Here is a 15,781-nt window from a genome sequence, read left to right as displayed (position 1 = left end):
CCAGACTGCGGTTTACGCAGTCGTCTTCACGCAACTCATTGATTCAAAAGCTTATCGGCAAGCTGGCACGCTCCGTGTATTGCTCATGGCAGACGTTTCTCTTGCCTCCGTCAGCGGTGCGCCGCCGACGGCAGAAACCATAAAAACGATAAGCCACAACAATAAGAAAGCACCGTGCGAGGTTCGACGTTGATGAAGAGAAAACTCCGATCAGGCCTGAGCGCCAGTCTGCTGGCCGTGGCCGCATGTGTGGCGCTGCATTCGCCTTACAGCCTGGCAGCCCGCGACGCCCAGACCATCCTCAAGGAAACCTGTCAGGGCTGTCACACCCCTGAAGCCGATAACGCCCTGAGCCGTATCAGTCACCAGCGCAAAACCCCGGAAGGCTGGTTGATGAGCATCGCCCGCATGCAGATCATGCACGGTTTGCAGATCAGCGATGACGACCGTCGTGCCTTGGTCAAATACCTGGCCGACACCCAAGGCCTGGCGCCCAGCGAAACCGACGGCGTGCGTTACGCGTTGGAGCGGCGACTCAACACCGTCGAGAAATTCGACGACCAGACCAGCCAGATGTGCGGCCGCTGCCACTCCGGTGCGCGAGTCGCCCTGCAACGCCGTCCGGCCCAGGAATGGGAACGCCTGGTGAACTTCCACCTCGGCCAATGGCCGTCGCTGGAATACCAGGCCCTGTCCCGCGACCGCGACTGGTTCGACCTCGCCCGAAAAGACATGGTGCCGCTGCTGGCCAAGCGTTATCCGCTGGACAACCCGGCCTGGAAAAAATGGCTGAGCACCGCGCCGAAAGCGGACGCTTTGGTCGGTGACTGGAGCTTCAGCGGCCACTTGCCCGGCAAAGGCGAACTGGCCGGCGTGATGAGCGTCACGGCCGATGGCAGCGACACGTTCAAGGTCAGCGTCAAAGGCCAATACGCCGATGGCAGCCCGTTCAACGGCGACGGCAGTGCGATTCTCTACACCGGCTACGAATGGCGCGGCAACGTGACCATCGACGGCGTGACCATGCGCCAGGTCTTCGCCGCTCAAGGCAACGCGATGCAAGGCCGGATGTTCGAGGCTGAACACGACGAACGCGGTCTCGATTTTGTCGCCGCGAAACAAGGCAGCAGCCGTTTGCTGGCGGTGCAGCCGGGTTACCTGAAGGCGGGTGCCGAAACTGAAGTGACCCTTGTTGGCAGTGGTCTCACCGGTAAACCGAACTTCGGTAAAGGCGTGGAAGTGGTCGCCATCGTTGAACAAAGCCCTGAGCGGATCAAGGTCAAGCTCAAGGCCGCAGCGAATGCCCAACCGGGCCTGCGCACTGTCACCGTCGGGACGCTGAAAGGCCCGACCTTGTCGGTGTACAGCAAAATCGCCGAAGTCAAAGTCGTGCCGGAATTCTCGGTGGCGCGAATCGGCGAGGGCGGTGGTTCGACGCCGAAAGTCCAGGGCCGTTTCGATGCCGAAGCCTGGGGCAAGGGCACCGATGGCAAGCCGTATCGCATCGGCGTGTTCCCGGCGCAATGGTCGGTCGAAGCCTTCGACGACCGCGCCAGGGAAGACGAGGACGTCAAGTTCGCCGGCACCATGCAGGCGGACAGCGGCGTGTTCACACCGGGCGATGCCGGGCCGAACCCACAGCGCAAAATGTCCACCAACAATGCCGGCAACCTCAAGGTGATCGCCGCCGTCGACGACGCAGGGAAATCCCTGACGGGCGAGGGCCACATGATCGTCACGGTGCAACGCTGGAACAATCCACCCATTCCATGAGTTGACTGATTTCTCACGGTTTCAGACATCTTTTTGGAATGACCGCAGGCCCCGCCAAGCGGGGTTTGCACAGGAGGTTGCAATGGGCGCTATTTTGAATCTGGTCGAACGGAACCTGCACGAAGTGCACGTCGATGCCGACCGCATGCTTTTTCACATTCCCAGCAGTTCGCTGTTCGCCAGCGATGAACTGACGGGCACCATCATTGATACCTTGCGCGGTCCTGGTTGCTCCTCGGACGACTTGATCCAGCGTTTGTCCGCGCGTTTCAACGGTGAAGAAATCACCGAGACCCTGCGCGAGTTGATGTCCCTGGAACTGGTCAGCGACGGCTCGCCACTGACCCCGGATATCGGCACCAAACGGGTCGAGCGCACCGCGATCAATACCGTGGTGCTGAACGTCAACACCGGCTGCAATCTGAGTTGCACCTACTGCTACAAGGAAGACCTCGACAAACCGTCGGCCGGCAAGAAAATGGACGTCGAGACGGCGGTTGCCTCGGTGGAAATGCTGCTGCGCGAATCGCCGGATGAAGAGCGTTTCACCGTGGTGTTTTTTGGTGGCGAGCCGCTGAGCAATCGCAAGCTCATCGAGTACATGGTCGACTATTGCGAGAAGCGTTTCCGCGAGGCGGGCAAGTTCGTCGAGTTCGTCATGACCACCAACGCCACGCTGCTCACCGAAGAGACCGTTGACTACTTGAATGCCCACCGCTTCGGGCTCTCGGTCAGTATCGACGGGCCGAAAACCGTGCACGACCGCAATCGTATCACCGTGGGCGGGCAGGGCACGTATGACGTGGTGCGGCGCAAGGCCGAGATGCTGCTGTCGCGCTACAACAGCCGTCCGGTGGGCGCGCGGGTGACCCTGACCACCGGCGTCACTGACGTCGAAACTATCTGGGATCACCTGTTCAACGAACTGGGTTTTGCCGAAGTCGGCTTTGCCCCAGTGACCTCCGGCGACATCAGCACCTTCAACCTGTCCAGCGACGAACTGATCGAAGTCTTCGCCAGCATGAAGAGACTCGGTCGGCGTTACCTGGAAGCGGCGCTGGAGCACCGCAACATCGGTTTCTCCAACCTGCACCAGTTGATCACCGACATCCACGAAGGCCACAAAAAAGCCCTGCCCTGCGGCGCGGGCCTGAAGATGCTGGCGGTGGACCACAAAGGTGAATTGAACCTGTGCCACCGCTTTACCGGTTCTTCGCTGCCGACTTTTGGCAACGTGCACAGCGGCGTCAAACAGGTCGAGTTGAACGACTTCCTGTCCCTGCGCCTGGACCGCACCAACACCGGCTGCGAGGACTGCCAGATCCGCAACCTCTGCTCCGGCGGCTGCTACCACGAGAGCTACGCCCGTTACGGCGACCCGACCCACCCGACCTATCACTACTGCGAACTGATGCGTGACTGGGTCGACTTCGGCATCGAGGTCTACACCCGGATCATGGCCCACAACCCTGCGTTTATCAGCAGCTACATCACTCCGCGCAAGGCTCACTGATATGAAACATCTCAAGGCAATCAATAATAAAGCGTTGAAACTCGATGAGGCCGCGGCCGAAAACCGTATCGAAGAAGTGGTGGCGATGAGCTCCGTCGCGGGTTGCGCCTCGACCACCGACCCGGGTTGGGAGATCGATGCGTTTGGCGGGGTGTCGTCGCTGTGCCAGCCGATGGAAGCGGACCTTTACGGCTGTTCCGACCCTTGCTGGTGGCCGGCCCAGGTGCCCGACATGATGAGCACCTACCCGGACTGGAACAAGGATGCCCAGGCGTCCAACGACAACTGGCGCAACCTCGGGACTGTCTTTCCAAAAGACAAGTGATCGGATTTCAGAAGGATTTCAGCATGCTTACTGTTAAAGCCTGCGGCCTGGCCGCGTTTGCCGTCCTGAGCGCCTGTTCACTCAACGTTCTGGCCGATGAAAACACTGCGTTGCAAGACGGTCACGAGTACATGGTGACCACCAATTACCCGAACAACCTGCACGTGCTCGACCTGGCCAGCGACACCTTGTTCAAGACTTGCAAGATGCCGGACGCCTTTGGTCCCGGCACCGTGCAGTTATCGCCGGATCGTAAAACCGCCTACGTATTGAACAACCACTACGCGGATGTCTATGGCGTTGAGCTGGACAGCTGCAAACAGGTATTCCACGCCAGCATCACCCAGAAACCGGGGGAGAAAGCGAAGTCGATGTTCGCTTTCACCCTCAGTCATGACGGCAAGGAACTGTTTGCCATCGCCAACCCGACGTTGATGCTCAACGACCGGTATGAAGTGCAGCAACCTCGACTGGATGTCTACGCCACCGACGCCGGCATGGACGCCAAACCCGTGCGCAGTTTCCCGGCGCCGCGGCAGCTGACCATCATGCAGAGTGGCGACGACGGCACGCTTTATGTGGCGGGGGCGGATGTCTACAAGGTCGATGTGAAAACCGGCAAGTTTGACGTGCTGATCCCCAGCCGCCACTGGAAACGCCCGAACTACAGCGCGCCGGACGTGCTCTACGTGTGGAACCAGCAGACCTATCGCCATGACTTCTCGCTGCTCTACACCACCGCGAAATTCAAGGACAAGAAGCAGGACCCGTTGACCGCCGAGTACCTCTACGGGCTGTTCAGCATCGACCTGAAAACCGGCAAGACCGAAACCACCGACTTCGGCCCGTTGACGGAAATTTACTTCAGCGGCATGCGCTCGCCCAAGGACCCGAACCTGATGTTCGGCGTGCTCAACCGCCTGGCCAAGTACGACATCAAGCAGAAGAAAATGCTCCAGGCCGCGACGCTGGATCATTCCTACTACTGCATTTCCTTCAACAAGGACGGCAGCAAGATCTACCTGGCCGGGACGTTCAATGACGTGGCGATCTTTGATCCGGAGAGCATGAAGCAGATCGGCAACATCAAATTGCCGGGTGGGGATATGGCGATTACCACTGCTCAAATATTTGTCCGGTAACCTCGGCGTCTGAAAGGACGCCTTCGCGGGCAAGCCCGCTCCCACATTTAATCGCATTCGTTCTGAAAGAATTCGGTCGAATGTGGGAGCGGGCTTGCTCGCGAAGAGGTCCCGGAGTGCGCTCGAAAACTAAGCCCCAGGCACCGGACAACTCAAATCCCCCTCCTGACACTTCAAGTAATTCTTGAACGTCTCAACCCGCGCCTTGGTCAATTCAGTAACGCAATTGCTGTAGATCAGCGGATACACACTCCCACCCTCCACCCCGGCGCTCGAGAACTTGCACTCGGCATCCCGAAACGCCACCCACGCTCGCTGTGCACCGATCAGCAGCTTCTTGCTGTCGGGGTTGCTCTTCAAACGCGTGGTGATCTGCTGGTACAGCGCATTCAACTCCTTGTCGGCGGCCTTGTTCTGCTGCGCCGCACACTGATTCATCGTGGTCTGATCGGTGGCGTTGTCGCAGTCCACGGCATGGGCGAGGGTGCTGAACAGCAGAGGCGTCAGCGCCAGGAGAAAGCGTGGGTGCATGGGGGTTCTCGCTGTGACATTGAAAGTTGACGTGCAGTGTAGCGCTGCGGCGTGATCAGACATCTATGCCTGCCATTCAGGGTGTTTTTCAATCGCCTCATATTCAAGCCACGGCACGTCATGGGAGGTCCAGATATGCGCTTGAGGCGTCATTTGCGGATCAACATCCAATGTCGCTACACGAACAATGACGTGCGGCTGGGCCAAACGCTCCGCCACCAAGTGCGAGCCACACAGCGAACAGAAATGCCGAAGTTTGCCCGGCGACGATTCATAACTGCTTAGCCGATCCTGGCCTTTGGTCCAGCGAAAGTGTTCGCGCATGACCCCGGCAGTCGAAGCGAACGCCGCCGCGTGGGCCTTGCGACAGGTTTGGCAGTGGCAATGACTGATGGGCATGTCCAGGCTATCGAGTTCGTATTCGATGGCTTTGCATAAGCAGCTACCGTGCAGGCTGTTCATGATATTTCCCAGTGAGAATGAGTGGTTAGGGGGAGCCAATCTTCTTGTCTGATGTGCAAACGTTAGCAGCTTCAGGCCGCCGACTCTTGCCTTCAAATCCGTGCTACAGGTTAAAAAGTCAGCCGAATATTTCACTCAGGGTTGATTGCGAAGCCCGATTGATACAACTTTAGGGTGGGTCTTGTGGTCTTACAGGCCTACTGTTCATTACAGGAGGTGACGTATGAACCCAGCATCAGATCGCATCGAAAGGAAGATCCTGTTAAAAGCGCCGCGTTCGCATGTCTGGCGCGTGCTGGCCAACGCCGAAGCCTTTGGGCAGTGGTTTGGCGTGGCACTGGAGGGCAAGCGTTTTGTCGCCGGTGAATGGACCCAGGGGCAGATAACGTACCCTGGTTATGAACATTTGCTGTGGAATGTACTGGTTGAGCGGGTCGAGCCGGAGCGGGTGTTTTCGTTTCGCTGGCATCCGTATGCGGTGGAGCCGGACGTGGACTACTCCCAGGAACCCACCACGTTGGTGAAGTTTGAACTGCAGGACATGGATGAAGGCACCTTGCTGACGGTCGTCGAGTCCGGTTTCGATCACATTCCGCAGACGCGCCGTCTCAAGGCATTTCGCATGGACAGCCGGGGCTGGGATGAGCAGATGAACAATATCGAAGAGTTTCTGAAAACCAGCGCCAAGGCTCGCGAGCGTCAGGAGGAGTGATCGCCGGGTGTTAGTACGACAGCCGCGCTGGCCGCTGAAGGTCAGCTGCAGGTCACGAAAATCGCGGCCTCCAGGCTCGATGGCTGACATTTCTAAGGGTTTTCGGAAGGGCGGGTATAGCGAATGTCTTACACGCTATGGTCACTATGTCGCCTGTTACAGATTGGATCCGATGCGTAATCTAGCCTCATCAACTGAAGCACAGGAAGTGTTTCAGGATCACGGACGATCGGCCATCAGCAAGGAAAGCTATCGACAGGGAGTCGACTTGGTCTTGGGAAAAACCCGCTTCGGCGGGTTTTTTTTCGTCTATCGAAAAGCGCTGGCGTATTTTCACCCTAATGAAATGGCTACCCCCGCCGCCCCCTGTGATCGCCGCCCACTAAGCTTTCACCGGGGGCTCATCGGAGACTGTTGCCATGAACAAAGTAGCTATTGCCGCCATTGATTTGGGAAAACACTCCTTTCACCTGCATGCGCAAGATGATCGCGGTCATGAGCTTTGCCGCAAAAAATTCAATCGGATGACGCTCATTCAGTATCTGGCCAACCTGGAGTCCTGCACAGTCGTGATGGAGGCCTGCGGAGGCGCCCACTTCATGGCGCAAGAGGTCGCAAAGCTGGGGCACACGCCCAAACTCATTGCGCCTCATCTCGTGCGTCCTTACGTGAAAAGCAACAAAAACGACTTCGCAGATGCCGAGGCAATCTGCGAGGCGGCGACCCGGCCCACGATGCGTTTTGTGCCGCCCAAAACCCAAGCCCAGCAGGCGCTGGCCATGTCCAACTCGATACGTGAGTCGTTCATTAAAGACCGCACTGCGACCGTCAATCGGATTCACGCAGCCCTGCTGGAGGTGGGCGTCAGTCTGGCAGTCGGCTTCAAAGCCATCAAAGAGCTTCCAGCGTTGCTTGAAGTGAGTTCATTTTCTGAACGCATCAAGAAAAATCTGATGCTGCTGCATGGGCACTTCAACTATCTGGATGGGCAGGTCAAGGCGCTGGACAAGGACGTGGAGTGCCAGGCCGCTGAAGATGATCTGGCGGCGCGCTTGATGACCATGCCGTGTGTCGGCCCGATCACCTCCACCGTCCTGGCTGCCGAGTTGGGCGATGGCAAACAGTTCAAATGCGGCCGAGGCTATGCGGCCTCGATCGGCTTGGTGCCGAAACAGCATTCCACGGGCGGCAAGACCGTGCTGTTGGGCATTAGTAAACGCGGCGACCGAAACCAGAGGCGCCTGCTCATCCAGTGCGCCCGGGTTTATTTGATTCAGGTAGACCGACAAAAAGGCGCTTTGGCGGAGTGGGTCCGCCAGCTAATAGCGTCCCACCATCACTCCAATCTCGTGGTTTGTGCGTTGGCCAACAAGCTGGCAAGGATCGCCTGGGCGATTGCGGCCCACCACACTGAATTCGATGCGGGGCCAGCCGCGATGAACGCCTGACCCCGCTGTCACCCGAGCACCACCCACCTGGTTTTGCGATGCTGGATAACTGATGACGTGAACGGCCAACCGGCCTGACGACAACCCTGAGCTGCTACACGGCTGTAAGGCCGTCACTCTAATTAGGGTCGTTAGGCATCGATTCTCATCGAGGCGCGGGGCCATAACCCCACTCAGACGCCGGATAGATGAAAGCAAGCCAAACACGCATCAAAAACAGTATTGCAGAAAAGGGGGTAACCATAGATGTAGCAGCTGCCGAAGGCTGCGTTCGGCAGCTGCTACATGGAGAGGCTTTGTGGCTGAAATGGTCAAAGGCTTACGCTGGGGCGCTGGTATGTCCTCTGTTTACCCTTAACCGATGTGATTAATCTGGACCCATCAACTGAGTCGCAGGATGCACTCAGGATCACGGATGATCGACCATAGGCCAGGATGGCTGCTGACAGGATGTCGCAATGGTCTTGAGAAACCCGCTTAGGCGGGTTTTTTTTCGTCTGGCATAAAAGGCCGGTCAAAAAAATGCCCGGCACATTGGCCGGGCTTTTTTTATGCAAAGGGTTTTCATGCGAGGCGCTGGCCGGGTGTGCGGTCGGAACCGTCGGCGGCCACTTGCATGCCGGGTGTATGGTCCGAGCCATCCGCCGCAACCGCTTGTTGCTGTTCGGTAACCTGAGTGAAGAAGCGATCTTCCTGATGGCTCGGAACAGCAAATGCGCTGGCGCTGAAGGCAAAAGTGGCAAGGGCGATCAATTGGCTGAGCGTTTTCATGGCGGTGACTCCGGTCGTAATCAAAGGTGTGAGTGCCGGGTCTTGCAGGTCATCATGATCTGTTGAACCCGTTGCAGGTGTCTTTCTGCATGGGGTTCAGATTAGGGCCGGGGCGGGTGCTGGCGTTAGACGATTGCTGCCCTTGGTTTGCCTGATCCTGTTTGCGTGCATAAAACCGTTAGCGCGCCTGGGCCCGCAGGCGGGCGATGTCCTTGCTCGGCGAGGCGCCAAACAGGCGGCTGTATTCACGGCTGAACTGCGAAGGGCTTTCATAACCCATCTTGTAGCCGATTGACGAAACGTCGCTGCTCTCCAACATCAACAGCCGCCGCGCTTCTTGTAAGCGCAGCTGTTTCTGGTATTGCAACGGACTCATGGCTGTCACCGACTTGAAGCGGTGATGCAGCGCCGAGGTGCTGAGGTTGATCATCTGCGCCAGGTTTTCGATGCTCAGCGGTTCGGCGTAATGGCTGTTCAGCCATTCGATGGCCCGGCTGATGCGGTGGGTCTGGGTGTCAGGGATGGCGATTTCATGCAAGCGCTGGCCCTGCTCGCCACGCAGTAACCGATAGAAGATTTCCTGCTGTGCCAAGGGCGCAAGGTGCACGATGTCGTCCGGGGTTTCCAGCAACCGCAGCAAGCGCAACACGGCGTCGAGCAGCGGCGCGTCGATCCGGTCCAGAAATAGCCCACGTCCGGAACTTCGTGGAGCAGGAACGCCAATCGGGCTGACATCGGCGATCAAGCGGCAGATCTGCGCCGGGTCAATGTCCAGCCGCAGGCACAGGTAAGGCCGTTCCGGGCTGGCCTCGATCACCTTGCCGGCCAAGGGCAGGGTGACGGACACCACCAGGTAATTCAGCGGGTCATACACGTAGCTTTCCGCGGCCAGACGCACTTCCTTGCGCCCGTCGACGATCACGCACAGGCCTGGCTTGTGCACGGTGTGCAAGTCTTCGGTGGGGTGATCGCTGCGAATCAGGTGCAAGTCCTTGATCGCCGTGGCGTGGACGCCGTACTGCGGCGCAAACCGTTTCATCAGGCTCGCCAGTTCGGCACGACGCAGATCGAGGGTATTCGCGGAAGTAGATGCCGACATGTTCATCACTCTCCCAGGCCAATAATGGGGTCGGGTTAGTAAAACCGATTGTGCGCGAGTCGACCACCGCCGCTATTCGCCTCTACAGGATTGTGCAAGAACCCAGGAGGAATCGGCTAACGAGGCGCTTCAAACCGTCCCTAATCTGGACCTGTCGCAACATCCTTACCCAGATCAAGGAAAACAATCATGTCCAGCATTCAAGGCAAAGTCGTTGTCATTACCGGCGCCAGCAGCGGAATCGGCGAAGCCACCGCACGTCTTCTGGCCAGTCAGGGCGCCCGCGTCGTGCTCGGTGCCCGGCGTGTCGACCGCCTGGAAACACTGGTCGCAGAGCTTGACGCGGCCGGCCAGAGCGCGGCGTTCAGAGCGGTCGATGTCACCCGTCGCGATGACGTGCAGGCGTTCATCGATTTTGCTGTCGAGCGTTTTGGTCGGGTCGATGTGATCGTCAACAACGCTGGGGTCATGCCTTTGTCGAAACTCGAAGCGCTGAAGGTCGATGAGTGGGACCGGATGATCGACGTCAATATTCGCGGCGTCCTTCACGGCATCGCCGCCGGTTTGCCGCTGATGCAGGCCCAGCGTTCCGGTCAGTTCATCAACATCGCCTCCATCGGTGCCTACGCCGTCAGCCCGACGGCCGCGGTGTACTGCGCCACCAAATTCGCCGTACGGGCGATCTCTGAAGGCTTGCGCCAGGAAGTCGGTGGTGATGTGCGGGTAACGGTGATTTCTCCGGGGGTGACCGAATCGGATCTGGCCGAGAGCATTTCCGATGCCGGTGGCCGCGCTGAAATGCGTGAATTCCGCAAGATTTCGATTCCTGCTGTCGCGATTGCCCGGGCCATTGCCTACGCCATCGATCAACCGGCGGATGTCGACGTCAGCGAACTGATCGTGCGGCCGACGGCCAGTCCGTTCTGATCGGTTTTACCAGTCTGACTAACCAGCTGCGGGGGGAATTGATCCCCGCAGCCGTGCCATTTACTGGCGGTCGAGTTTCGCTGCAACACGCTCGGTGATTTCCGAGCGCAATTTCAACGAGCCGGCCGCACGTTTGCGCGCTTCCTCCAACACGTTGACCGGCGCTGTCTCGGGGCTGCCCGAGGCAAACGGTGGCGCCGGAGCGTATTCCAGTTGCAACTGCACCAGTTCTGCCGTGTCCTTGTCGAACAACTCTGCGGCAAGGGTCAGGGCAAAATCGATCCCTGCGGTGATCCCGCCCCCCGTCAGCAGATTGCCGTCGCGCACCACCCGATCCTTCACCGGAGTCGCCCCCAACGGCGCCAACAGTTCGTGATAGGCCCAATGCGTGGTGGCGCGTTTGCCCTTCAGCAGGCCCGCCGCGCCGAGTACCAGCGCGCCGGTGCACACCGACGTGACATAACGCGCATTGGCTGCCTGGGCCTTGATGAAGGCCAGCGTCTCGTCATCTTCCATCAACGGCCCTACGCCGCTGCCGCCGGGCACGCAGATCACATCCAGCGCCGGGCAATCGGCGAAGGTCGTGGTGGGTTTCAGCACCAGGCCTGTGCTTGCGGTGACCGGCACCAGGTCCTTCCAGATCAAATGCACGTTCACGTCCGGCAGCGAGGCCAGTACGTCGTAAGGGCCGGTCAGGTCCAGTTGCTGAACTTGAGGAAACAACAGAAAACCGATCTGCAACGTCATGGCTTTTTTCTCATGAAGTGGGTGGACGGCTTCACTGTAGGCTCGTAGGATTTGGCGTATACGCCAATATCCCCACGAATTACGCCAATCATGCCTAAAACCATTCACGTGCTCGCGTTTGCCAATGTGCAACTGCTCGATGTGACCGGGCCGTTGCAAGTGTTCGCCTCGGCCAACGATATCTCACGCCAGCAAGGGCTGGCGCTGCCGTATGCACCGACGGTGATTGCCAGCGGCGGCGGGGCGGTGATGTCGTCGGCGGGGCTGGTGCTGCTGGCCGAACCGCTGCCCAAGGAGGGCAGCGACACCTTGATTATCGCCGGTGGCTGGGGGGTTTATACGGCGGCGGACGATCAGTCGTTGGTGGCGTGGGTGCGTGAACATGCGACGGGCTGCCGGCGAGTGGCGTCGGTGTGCACCGGAGCGTTTTTGCTGGCGGCCAGTGGCTGGCTCGATGGGCGGCGGGTGGTCACGCACTGGACCCGTTGCGATCAGTTGGCGCAAAAGCATCCAAAACTGCAGGTCGAACCCAACCCGATTTTCATCAACGACGGCCCGGTGTGGACCTCGGCCGGGGTCACCGCCGGTATTGACCTGGCGCTGGCCATGGTCGAAGAAGACCTCGGCCGCAGCATGGCCCTGGAAGTGGCCCGGCAACTGGTGGTTTTCCTCAAGCGGCCCGGTGGGCAATCACAGTTCAGCGTGACCCTGTCGCTGCAAAAAGAAGGCGACCGTTTCGACGATCTGCATGCCTGGATCAGCGAAAACCTCACCATGGATTTGGGCATCCCGACCCTCGCCTTGCAGGCCGGCATGAGCGAACGCAGCTTCGTCCGCCACTACCGCGCCGACACCGGTCAGACCCCGGCGCGGGCCATCGAGCTGATTCGGGTCGAGACGGCGCGCCGGTTGCTCAGCGATACCGGCGTGCCGATCAAACGGGTGGCCATGCAATGCGGATTCGGCAGCGAAGAGACGCTACGCCGCAGTTTTCTGCGGGCCATGGGCGTGACGCCGCAAGCCTATCGCGAGCGGTTTTCCGTCAGCCCTCCAGCAGATCCAGCAATGCTTTGACCGTTGCCGCCGGGGCTTCCTCGGGAATGTTATGCCCGACGCCCGCCAGCACCCGGCGCTCATAAGGGCCGGTGAAATGTTCGATGTCGTCGTCGATTTCGGCAGCGGGTCCGACGCCATCGTCGGCACCGCACAGGGAAATCGTTGGCACGCTGATCGGTGGTTGTTGGGTGAGCGCTGCTTCCATCCACTCCAGCGCCGGATCGCCGGGCGCATACATGAACCGGTGGCGATAGGACTGGATCACCACGTCGACAAAATCCGGGTTGTCGAACGCAGGGGCGCTAAGCGGATACAACTCAGGACCCTTGGCCCAGGTGGGAGACCACAACTTCCAGAGCAATTCGCATAAGGCCCGGCGATTGTTCGTCAGGCCTTCGACACCGCGCGGCGTGTGGAAATAGAACTGATACCAGAGGCGATGCTCGGTTTCCGGGTCTCGCGGCTGGGTTGATGTGGGAATGTTCTGCAGGTTATAGCCGTCGCCGCTGACCAGGCAGCGGACCCGCTCCGGCCACAGCGCCGCGACGATGCACGCTGCCCGGCCGCCCCAGTCATAACCGCAGAGGGCGGCTTGGGGGATGGAGAGAGCGTCCATCAGATCGAGCAAATCCTGGGCGAGGGCGGCTTGTTGGCCGGAGCGCAGGGTGTCGGGGCTGTTGAACCGGGTCGGGCCGTAACCGCGCAGGTACGGGACGATGACGCGGTAGCCCTTGCCGGCGAGGACTGGAGCGATTTCATCATAGGCGCGGGGAGAGTAGGGGAAACCGTGGAGCAGGATGATCGGGTCGCCGGTAGCGGGGCCGTGCTCTTCGTAGGCGAGATTCAGGCTCGGGGTCAGGACATATTGGATCAACGCTTGATTGTTCATTCGATACTTTCTCCCAGGACTCCACTTCCGCCATCCGATTGAAGTACTTCGATCGATCCGGCGTAAAGGTCCACCATTTTGGTCCGCGAACATGTCAGGGCGTGATCTTCATCCAAATCAACATCCAGATACTCCCCACGCAACGTACTTTTTAGGTAGAGATTCAGCCTGTTGGTCTTATGGTTGGCTGATGGCCCCATCGCGGGCAAGCCCGCTCCCACAGGGTTTGGTGGTGCTCACACAATTGTGTTTACACCGAGAATCCTTGTGGGAGCGGGCTTGCCCGCGATTGAGGCGACGCGGTTTCACGGCTGCCAGAAATTCTTCTCCCCACTCAATTTCCGATCGAGAAAACTCGCCGCGCTGATCAGTGCCAGATGCGTCAGCGCTTGTGGTGTATTGCCCAGATGCCGAGCGTGACTGTCCAGCTCTTCGGCATACAACCCCAACGGATTGGCGTACCTCAGCAGTTGTTCAAACTCCAGGTGAGCCTTTTCCACCTGACCCGCCCGGGCCAGGCATTCGACGTACCAAAAGGAGCACGCGGCGAAGGCGCCTTCGGTGCCGGGCAGGCCGTCGATCCGGGTGTCTTCGTTGCGATAGCGATACACCATGCCGTCGCGCACCAGGGTTTTTTCGATGACTTGCAGGGTGGCGAGCCAGCGCGGATCCTTGGCACTGACGAAGCGCACCAGCGGCATCAACAACATCGAGCCGTCGAGGGCGGTGCCGCCCTTGTACTGGACGAAATGCCCGCGCTCTTCGTTCCAGAAGTTTTCCCAGATGTCTACGTAGATCGCCTGCCTTGTCTGGTCCCAGCGGGCGAAAGGCGCGGGCAATGAACGTTTGGACGCCAGGCGGATGGCCCGGTCCACGGCGACCCAGCACATCAGGCGCGAGTGCAGGAAGTCATGCTCTTCGCCGCGCATCTCCCAGATGCCGACGTCCTTTTGCTCCCAGGTTTCGCAGACCTGGTCGACCACTTCCACGGCGTGTTTCCAGCCTTCATGGGAGATGGCCTCGCCGTACTTGTTGACCAGGTACACCGCGTCCATCAGCTCGCCGAAGATGTCGAGCTGGACCTGATCGTACGCCTGATTGCCGATGCGTACCGGTGTCGCGTCGCCATGTCCGGACAGGTGCGGCAGTTCGGTTTCCGGCAGCTCCTGGCGGCCGTCGATGGCGTAGAGGATGTTGAGTTTCTTCGATTTGCCGTGGCAGTCGCTGACCCGCCCGCGCAGCCAGCGCATGTAGGCGTTGGCTTCCTCGACGAAGCCAAGGCGCATGAAGGCGTAGACGGTGAACGAGGCGTCGCGGATCCAGGTGTAGCGATAATCCCAGTTGCGTTCGCCGCCCGGTGTTTCCGGCAGGCCGAAGGTCGCGGCGGCGAGGATCGCGCCGTGTTTGCGCGAGGTCAGCAGCTTCAGGGCCAGGGCCGAGCGATTGACCATTTCCCGCCAGCGACCGCGATAGTTGGACTGGCCGATCCAGTCGCGCCAGAACTTCAGCGTGCGCTCCATGCACAGCGCAGCAGCGCCTTCCTTGAAGCGTGGGTCGTCGATGCCGCCGAGCAGGAACTCGGCGCTCTGGTCTTGATCGAGGGTGAACTCGGCGACCGCCGCATTGCCGTCGATGCTCAAGGACTGATCCGAAGACAGGCGCAGGGACGGCTGGTTGGCGGCGTCGAACGTCACATCCTTCTGATCCATGCGCGCGTGGGTCTTGGCGCGCGCGTAGTCATGACGCACGGCGCAGCACATGCGGAATGTCGCCTGGCCGCTGACCACCCGTACCCGACGCATCAACATCGGTAAATCATCCTCGCTGTCGCCGACGGGCAGCAGATCAGTGACTTCGACCACGGCGCGGTCGCTGAGCCAACGGGTTTGCAGCACGTTGGTGTCCGGCAGATAAATCTGTTCGCGGCGGGCATCGGGCAAATCCGGCGACAGTTGGAAAATGCCAGCCTCGGGCGTGTCCAGCAGCGAACAGAAGATCGATGGGCTGTCGAATTCGGGCCAGCAGAAAAAGTCCACGCTGCCCTTGTCGTTGACCAGTGCCGCGCTACGCATGTCGCCGATGATGCCGTGGGCGTCGATGGCGCTTTGTCGTTCGGGGTGATGATCGTGGGAATTCTGCATGACGGGTGAAGCCTTGCGTCGAGGGCTTAACTAGCTGACTGGTTTGGACGGTGGAGAGTTCATTTGTCGGAGCGAGGACAGTGGCTTTGCTGGCCTCATCGCGGGCAAGCCCGCTCCCACAATTGATTTGTGTACGCCGCTTAACTGTGGGAGCGGGCTTGCCCGCGATGGGGTCTTCACATTCCACCAACAATTGGCGGCTTCCCTCGCGATCAGCCTTTGTGGACACTTGCAGGCCATTGTCG

Annotated in this window: 15 protein-coding genes; 8 read left to right on the top strand and 7 right to left on the bottom strand. The window is 59.6% G+C overall.

The window, feature by feature from the left end; translation table 11 throughout:
* The first annotated feature begins 192 nt into the window (after window positions 1-192).
* The 4 genes from peaA to peaD all read left to right on the top strand — a co-directional run bounded on the left by peaA (window position 193) and on the right by peaD (window position 4,753).
* Complete coding sequence (peaA, locus tag ACA057_RS22180; protein ID WP_497342351.1) at window positions 193-1,773, top strand: quinohemoprotein amine dehydrogenase subunit alpha; 1,581 nt, start codon at window positions 193-195, stop codon at window positions 1,771-1,773.
* Window positions 1,774-1,855: 82 nt separating this feature from the next.
* The gene (peaB, locus tag ACA057_RS22175) at window positions 1,856-3,286 is read left to right on the top strand and encodes a quinohemoprotein amine dehydrogenase maturation protein (RefSeq protein WP_497342349.1); all 1,431 of its coding nucleotides are present in this window, start codon (window positions 1,856-1,858) and stop codon (window positions 3,284-3,286) included.
* A 1-nt stretch (window position 3,287) separates the two neighbouring features.
* Window positions 3,288-3,611: a quinohemoprotein amine dehydrogenase subunit gamma gene (qhpC, locus tag ACA057_RS22170; protein WP_008027961.1), complete on the top strand. Its 324-nt coding sequence runs from the start codon at window positions 3,288-3,290 to the stop codon at window positions 3,609-3,611.
* A 23-nt stretch (window positions 3,612-3,634) separates the two neighbouring features.
* Entirely contained in the window at window positions 3,635-4,753 is a 1,119-nt protein-coding gene (gene peaD / locus ACA057_RS22165; RefSeq protein WP_497342347.1) for a quinohemoprotein amine dehydrogenase subunit beta, read from the top strand.
* 129 nt (window positions 4,754-4,882) lie between these two features.
* Here peaD and ACA057_RS22160 read toward each other — a convergent pair whose 3' ends face one another.
* Window positions 4,883-5,284 (bottom strand): lysozyme inhibitor LprI family protein, encoded by a 402-nt coding sequence (locus tag ACA057_RS22160; RefSeq protein ID WP_497342345.1) that lies wholly within the window; start codon window positions 5,282-5,284, stop codon window positions 4,883-4,885.
* A 63-nt stretch (window positions 5,285-5,347) separates the two neighbouring features.
* A complete protein-coding gene (locus tag ACA057_RS22155) occupies window positions 5,348-5,746 on the bottom strand; it encodes a GFA family protein (protein ID WP_497342343.1) in 399 nt (132 codons plus the stop codon).
* 223 nt (window positions 5,747-5,969) lie between these two features.
* On the opposite strand from ACA057_RS22155, the gene ACA057_RS22150 reads away from it, so the two are divergent.
* Together ACA057_RS22150 and ACA057_RS22145 are read left to right on the top strand one after the other, a co-directional pair.
* Complete coding sequence (locus ACA057_RS22150) at window positions 5,970-6,458, top strand: SRPBCC family protein (protein WP_497342341.1); 489 nt, start codon at window positions 5,970-5,972, stop codon at window positions 6,456-6,458.
* A gap of 419 nt (window positions 6,459-6,877) precedes the next feature.
* Window positions 6,878-7,906: an IS110 family RNA-guided transposase gene (locus ACA057_RS22145; RefSeq protein WP_497342339.1), complete on the top strand. Its 1,029-nt coding sequence runs from the start codon at window positions 6,878-6,880 to the stop codon at window positions 7,904-7,906.
* A 564-nt stretch (window positions 7,907-8,470) separates the two neighbouring features.
* Here the strand turns inward: ACA057_RS22145 and ACA057_RS22140 are convergent.
* Both ACA057_RS22140 and ACA057_RS22135 read right to left on the bottom strand, forming a co-directional pair.
* Complete coding sequence (locus ACA057_RS22140) at window positions 8,471-8,677, bottom strand: hypothetical protein (protein ID WP_497342337.1); 207 nt, start codon at window positions 8,675-8,677, stop codon at window positions 8,471-8,473.
* A 178-nt stretch (window positions 8,678-8,855) separates the two neighbouring features.
* Window positions 8,856-9,776, bottom strand: a complete 921-nt coding sequence (locus tag ACA057_RS22135; protein WP_497342335.1) for an AraC family transcriptional regulator — start codon at window positions 9,774-9,776, stop codon at window positions 8,856-8,858.
* A 189-nt stretch (window positions 9,777-9,965) separates the two neighbouring features.
* Here ACA057_RS22135 and ACA057_RS22130 point away from each other — a divergent pair, with 189 nt between their 5' ends.
* A complete protein-coding gene (locus tag ACA057_RS22130; protein WP_401358760.1) occupies window positions 9,966-10,703 on the top strand; it encodes an SDR family oxidoreductase in 738 nt (245 codons plus the stop codon).
* Window positions 10,704-10,763: 60 nt separating this feature from the next.
* Here ACA057_RS22130 and inhA read toward each other — a convergent pair whose 3' ends face one another.
* Entirely contained in the window at window positions 10,764-11,450 is a 687-nt protein-coding gene (gene inhA / locus ACA057_RS22125; protein ID WP_497342332.1) for an isonitrile hydratase, read from the bottom strand.
* A gap of 90 nt (window positions 11,451-11,540) precedes the next feature.
* Here inhA and ACA057_RS22120 point away from each other — a divergent pair, with 90 nt between their 5' ends.
* Window positions 11,541-12,524 carry a GlxA family transcriptional regulator gene (locus ACA057_RS22120; protein WP_497342330.1) on the top strand — a complete coding sequence of 328 codons (984 nt, stop codon included), beginning with the start codon at window positions 11,541-11,543 and terminating at the stop codon, window positions 12,522-12,524.
* On the opposite strand, the gene ACA057_RS22115 is transcribed toward ACA057_RS22120, so the two are convergent.
* Window positions 12,493-13,395, bottom strand: coding sequence for an alpha/beta fold hydrolase (locus tag ACA057_RS22115; RefSeq protein WP_497342328.1), 903 nt, complete (start codon window positions 13,393-13,395; stop codon window positions 12,493-12,495). The two genes, ACA057_RS22120 and ACA057_RS22115, sit on opposite strands and share 32 nt — an antisense overlap.
* Window positions 13,396-13,700: 305 nt before the next feature.
* The gene (locus ACA057_RS22110; RefSeq protein WP_497342326.1) at window positions 13,701-15,536 is read right to left on the bottom strand and encodes a glycoside hydrolase family 15 protein; all 1,836 of its coding nucleotides are present in this window, start codon (window positions 15,534-15,536) and stop codon (window positions 13,701-13,703) included.
* Window positions 15,537-15,781: the final 245 nt, after the last annotated feature.

The organism is Pseudomonas sp. LBUM1661, assembly GCF_059695925.1.
This window is presented reverse-complemented; position numbering and strand designations above follow the sequence as displayed.

Bases quoted from the DNA above. Each gene is read 5' to 3' on its own strand.
- peaA (WP_497342351.1), top strand. From the start codon at position 193: ATGAAGAGAAAACTCCGATCAGGCCTGAGCGCCAGTCTGCTGGCCGTG.
- peaB (WP_497342349.1), top strand. From the start codon at position 1,856: ATGGGCGCTATTTTGAATCTGGTCGAACGGAACCTGCACGAAGTGCAC.
- qhpC (WP_008027961.1), top strand. From the start codon at position 3,288: ATGAAACATCTCAAGGCAATCAATAATAAAGCGTTGAAACTCGATGAG.
- peaD (WP_497342347.1), top strand. From the start codon at position 3,635: ATGCTTACTGTTAAAGCCTGCGGCCTGGCCGCGTTTGCCGTCCTGAGC.
- ACA057_RS22160 (WP_497342345.1), bottom strand. From the start codon at position 5,284: ATGCACCCACGCTTTCTCCTGGCGCTGACGCCTCTGCTGTTCAGCACC.
- ACA057_RS22155 (WP_497342343.1), bottom strand. From the start codon at position 5,746: ATGAACAGCCTGCACGGTAGCTGCTTATGCAAAGCCATCGAATACGAA.
- ACA057_RS22150 (WP_497342341.1), top strand. From the start codon at position 5,970: ATGAACCCAGCATCAGATCGCATCGAAAGGAAGATCCTGTTAAAAGCG.
- ACA057_RS22145 (WP_497342339.1), top strand. From the start codon at position 6,878: ATGAACAAAGTAGCTATTGCCGCCATTGATTTGGGAAAACACTCCTTT.
- ACA057_RS22140 (WP_497342337.1), bottom strand. From the start codon at position 8,677: ATGAAAACGCTCAGCCAATTGATCGCCCTTGCCACTTTTGCCTTCAGC.
- ACA057_RS22135 (WP_497342335.1), bottom strand. From the start codon at position 9,776: ATGTCGGCATCTACTTCCGCGAATACCCTCGATCTGCGTCGTGCCGAA.
- ACA057_RS22130 (WP_401358760.1), top strand. From the start codon at position 9,966: ATGTCCAGCATTCAAGGCAAAGTCGTTGTCATTACCGGCGCCAGCAGC.
- inhA (WP_497342332.1), bottom strand. From the start codon at position 11,450: ATGACGTTGCAGATCGGTTTTCTGTTGTTTCCTCAAGTTCAGCAACTG.
- ACA057_RS22120 (WP_497342330.1), top strand. From the start codon at position 11,541: ATGCCTAAAACCATTCACGTGCTCGCGTTTGCCAATGTGCAACTGCTC.
- ACA057_RS22115 (WP_497342328.1), bottom strand. From the start codon at position 13,395: ATGAACAATCAAGCGTTGATCCAATATGTCCTGACCCCGAGCCTGAAT.
- ACA057_RS22110 (WP_497342326.1), bottom strand. From the start codon at position 15,536: ATGCAGAATTCCCACGATCATCACCCCGAACGACAAAGCGCCATCGAC.